At 76.8% G+C, this 233-nt stretch carries 1 protein-coding gene; it reads right to left on the bottom strand.

What is annotated here, in order from left to right:
- Nucleotides 1-233, bottom strand: a 233-nt coding sequence (locus tag KVS67_RS13465; RefSeq protein WP_217565591.1) for a GNAT family N-acetyltransferase, incomplete at both ends; no start/stop codon positions are given.

The raw sequence follows: 233 nt of genomic DNA, 5'->3' as shown, positions 1-233 counted from the left end.
ACCAGGTCCGTGGTCCCGGGCACCGGGGTGTCCGTCGGGGCGACGAGCCCGTGCAGGCCGACGCCGCCGGGCGCGCCCGCATCCCGTCCGGCCAGCTCCGAGTGGGCCGGGTCGTAGACCCCCACCAGGAAGGTCGCCGTCCCGTCCACGAGCCCCACGTGCGCGTGGTGGTGCGGGTGCGCGGCGCTCGCCTCGTACTCGGCCACGACGTCGGCCAGACCCGCCTCCGTCAT

This window comes from Micrococcus sp. GbtcB5 (genome assembly GCF_019091605.1).
Classification (GTDB): Bacteria; Actinomycetota; Actinomycetes; order Actinomycetales; family Micrococcaceae; genus Micrococcus; species Micrococcus luteus.
Note: the sequence above shows the minus strand (reverse complement) of the source record. Positions and strands in the feature narration are given on the sequence as shown.